Consider the following 3123-nt stretch of genomic DNA (forward strand, 5'->3'; position numbering starts at 1 on the left):
GGCCCGCGTCAGAGGACGCGGGCCCGCCGGACTTCATTGATCGGTCGCCGGACCGGATCGGCACGCTCACGGCCCGCCGGATACCCGGGGGCACAGGCGTGGGCGCCCTGCTCGTCCAGCTGCTCGACGGCATCGCCGCCGACCCCGGCGCCTACCGGACCGGCGACACGCCCCGACTGGGCACCGCCGCCCTCGACCTGGTGTCGGCGCTGCTCGCCCACCACCTCGACGCCGAGGACGCCGTACCACCGGAGAGCCGGCGCCGGGCGCTGATCCAGCGCGTCCGGGCCTTCGTCCGCGCCCACCTGCACGAACCGGACCTCAACCCCGGCGCGTCGCCGCCGCGCACCACACTCGGTCAGCTGCCATCGCGGCCCGCTGCGGGTTCCCCCGCGCCGCCGACTTCAGCCGCGCCTTCCGCGGCGCGTACGGGCTGCCGCCCCGCGACTACCGCCACGGCGCCGCGACGGCCGCCGGTGGACTCCGAGCGAAGCCGGAGTGGACTGCCCGCTAACGACAACACCACTGGCGCAGCGGCAAGCTGATGACGCGTCCAACACCGGGGATCAGGTGGTGGACGCGAACCCACCAGCACCCTCGAAGGGGGACATCCATGCCCAGCAACGGACTCCGCAGCACCCGGCGCTCCGCCGCCGCCGTCGGCATCGCCGCCCTCACGCTCACCCTCAGCGGCCTCGGCGGCGGCCAGGCCTTCGCCGACTCGCACACTGGGGAGCCGAGCCTGCACACCGCGCTCGCCGGGCTCGGGAAGGGCGTCTCCGCCGACCTCTCGGGCACGTTCGTCATCAGGAACAGCTCCGGCAAGTGCCTGGAGATCACCAACTCCTCCACCGCCAACGGCGCCGACGCCCAGCAGTGGGACTGCAAGGGCCAAGCCGGCTCGAAGTGGCGCCTCAAGATCGTGGGCAACTACTTCCAGGTCGTGAACGCGCACAGCAACAAGTGCCTGGAGATCACCGACTCCTCCACCAGGAACGGCGCCAGGGCCCAGCAGTGGACGTGCAACGACCAGGCCGGCTCGAAGTGGGAAATCCAGGACTACCCGTCAGCGAGCGACCCCCTGGGGCGGTACCTGCTCATCAACCACAGCCGCAAGGTCCTGGAGATCACCAGCTCCTCCCACGCGAACGGGGACAACGCCCAGCAGTGGCTGTTCTCGGGCCAGCCGGGCGCGGTGTGGCACTGACCCTCGGACGGGCGGGGACGGGTCCCTCAAACACGGTCGGCCAGGACCTCGGCGATGACGTGGCGGGCGATGGCGGTCATCCTCGGGTCGCTGTCCCGGTAGTAGGCGACCTCCAGCAGGGCGATCGACAGGGCCCAGCCGCGGGCGCGGTCCCAGGCCGCGTCGTCGGGGGCCGCGGCCTCGCGGAACGCCCCGCGGGCGGCGGCCGGCAGGACGTACCAGGCGGGGATCAGGTCGACGGCCGGTTCGCCCAGGCCCGCACAGCCGAAGTCGATGACGGCGGCGAGCCGGCCGTCCGGGGACAACAGCAGGTTGCCGGGCTGGAGGTCGCCGTGGATCCAGACCGGGGGGCCGGCGGGGGCGGGGGCGCTCAGGGCGTGCTCCCAGGCGGCGGTCGCTGCGGCGACGTCGACCAGGTCCGGCACGGCCGCGATCGCCTTCCTCGTCCCGGTGTCCCGGTCCGCCAGCGACTCGCTGCGGTAGGCGGCGGGCGCGCCGGCCGGGTCGATCCCGCGCATCGCGGTCACGAAGTCCGCCAAGTCCCGGGCCAGCAGCCCGGGTTCGGCAGTCCGGTCGGCCGTCGGGGTGTCGCCGTCGATCCAGCGCAGCACCGACCAGGGCCAGGGGCAGCCGTCGACCGGCCCGCCCACGGCCAGCGGGGCCGGCACCGGGACCGGCAGCTGCGGGGCCAGGCGCCGCAGCCAGACGTCCTCCTTGGCGATCTCCTCGACCACCCCGGGGATCCGCGGGATGCGCACCACCAGCTCCGCCCCGAGCCGGTACATCGCGTTACTGGTCCCGGCCGGTTCCACCGGCTCGACCGGCAGACCGGCCCACTGCGGGAACTGCTCGGCGACCATCCGGCGCACCAGGGCCTCGTCGATGTCCAGTTCGTCGGCGTGCAGCTTGCGGGAGGAGGCCATAGCGCCCGACCCTGCCACCCGCCGGCCGCGCCGGGCAACCGAATTGCCGCGCCCGGCCGGAGGGCGAGCCGCTAGCCCGGGTGGACCGCGCCCGCGGCGATCAGGCCGGGCAGCTTGCGCATGTCGTCGAAGACCACGGTGTCCGGCCCCGCCAGCCGCTCCGCGGCCGTGACGCCGCCCGCGTAGCCGAGCGCGCGCATCCCGGCGGCGCGGGCGGCCTCGACGCCCGGCCGGCTGTCCTCGACCACCACGCAGGCGGCCGGGTCGACGCCCATCGAGCGCGCGGCGTGCAGGAAGAGGTCAGGGGCGGGCTTGCCGCGGGCGACCTCGGTGGCGCTGAAGATCCGTCCGGCGAAGTGGTCGTGGAGGCCGGTGCGGCCCAGGGTGTGGCGCATCTTCTCGTGGGTGCCGCTGGAGGCCACGCAGGTGGGCAGGGTGATCGCGGCCAGGGCTTCCGGGAGGCCGGCCACGGGGGTCAGCCCGGCGTCGACCGCCTCGGCGTGCAGTTCGACGAAGCGCTTGCTCCACAGGACGGCCGTCTCGGCGCCCAGCCGTTCGGCGACCGTCGCCCGGTTGGCGGCCTCGGACCGTCCGACGAAGAGCTCGATCGCCTCCGCCTCGGTCAGCGGCCAGCCGTACTCCTCCCCCAGCCGCACCAGCACCCGGACGGCGATCACCTCGCTGTCCACCAGGACGCCGTCGCAGTCGAAAATCACCAGCTCTATCGGCTTGATCATCCGACCAGCATAGGCCGGTGCGCACCCGGGGGCGGTGGCCGTCGAACCGGCCACCGCCCCTTGGGCGTTACCTGGTCAGCCGGTCTGGACGGAGGTGTCGTCGATCACGAAGCTGGTCTGGAGCGAGGCGTCCTCGGTCCCGGCGAACTTCACGGTGACGCTCTGGCCCGCGTAGGCCGACAGGTCGAAGGTGCGCTGCTGGTAGCCGGCCGCGGCGTCCACGTTGGAGTAGGTCTTCAGCGCGGTGCCGTTGACC

General features: G+C 73.8%; 4 protein-coding genes and 1 pseudogene. 2 read left to right on the forward strand and 3 right to left on the reverse strand.

The annotated features are described in order from the left end of the window. The first annotated feature begins 98 nt into the window (after positions 1–98). Positions 99–545, forward strand: a complete 447-nt coding sequence (locus ACFWJ4_RS41260) for a hypothetical protein (RefSeq protein WP_380554533.1) — start codon at positions 99–101, stop codon at positions 543–545. A gap of 68 nt (positions 546–613) precedes the next feature. Then, a complete protein-coding gene (locus ACFWJ4_RS41265; protein ID WP_380554536.1) occupies positions 614–1207 on the forward strand; it encodes an RICIN domain-containing protein in 594 nt (197 codons plus the stop codon). A gap of 26 nt (positions 1208–1233) precedes the next feature. Here ACFWJ4_RS41265 and ACFWJ4_RS41270 read toward each other — a convergent pair whose 3' ends face one another. The 3 genes and pseudogenes from ACFWJ4_RS41270 to ACFWJ4_RS41280 form a co-directional block, all read right to left on the reverse strand. Continuing rightward, complete coding sequence (locus ACFWJ4_RS41270) at positions 1234–2130, reverse strand: aminoglycoside phosphotransferase family protein (RefSeq protein ID WP_380554539.1); 897 nt, start codon at positions 2128–2130, stop codon at positions 1234–1236. 71 nt (positions 2131–2201) lie between these two features. After that, positions 2202–2867 (reverse strand): HAD family hydrolase, encoded by a 666-nt coding sequence (locus tag ACFWJ4_RS41275; RefSeq protein ID WP_380554542.1) that lies wholly within the window; start codon positions 2865–2867, stop codon positions 2202–2204. Positions 2868–2942: 75 nt separating this feature from the next. After that, positions 2943–3123, reverse strand: a pseudogene (locus tag ACFWJ4_RS41280) (hypothetical protein); the annotation flags it as partial.

Source organism: Kitasatospora sp. NPDC127067 (assembly GCF_042724755.1).
Taxonomy (GTDB): domain Bacteria; phylum Actinomycetota; class Actinomycetes; order Streptomycetales; family Streptomycetaceae; genus Kitasatospora; species Kitasatospora lactacystinica.

What these genes read in the sequence shown, in the direction of transcription:
- ACFWJ4_RS41270 (WP_380554539.1), bottom strand. Translation starts at nt 2,130, where the DNA reads ATGGCCTCCTCCCGCAAGCTGCACGCCGACGAACTGGACATCGACGAG.
- ACFWJ4_RS41265 (WP_380554536.1), top strand. Translation starts at nt 614, where the DNA reads ATGCCCAGCAACGGACTCCGCAGCACCCGGCGCTCCGCCGCCGCCGTC.
- ACFWJ4_RS41275 (WP_380554542.1), bottom strand. Translation starts at nt 2,867, where the DNA reads ATGATCAAGCCGATAGAGCTGGTGATTTTCGACTGCGACGGCGTCCTG.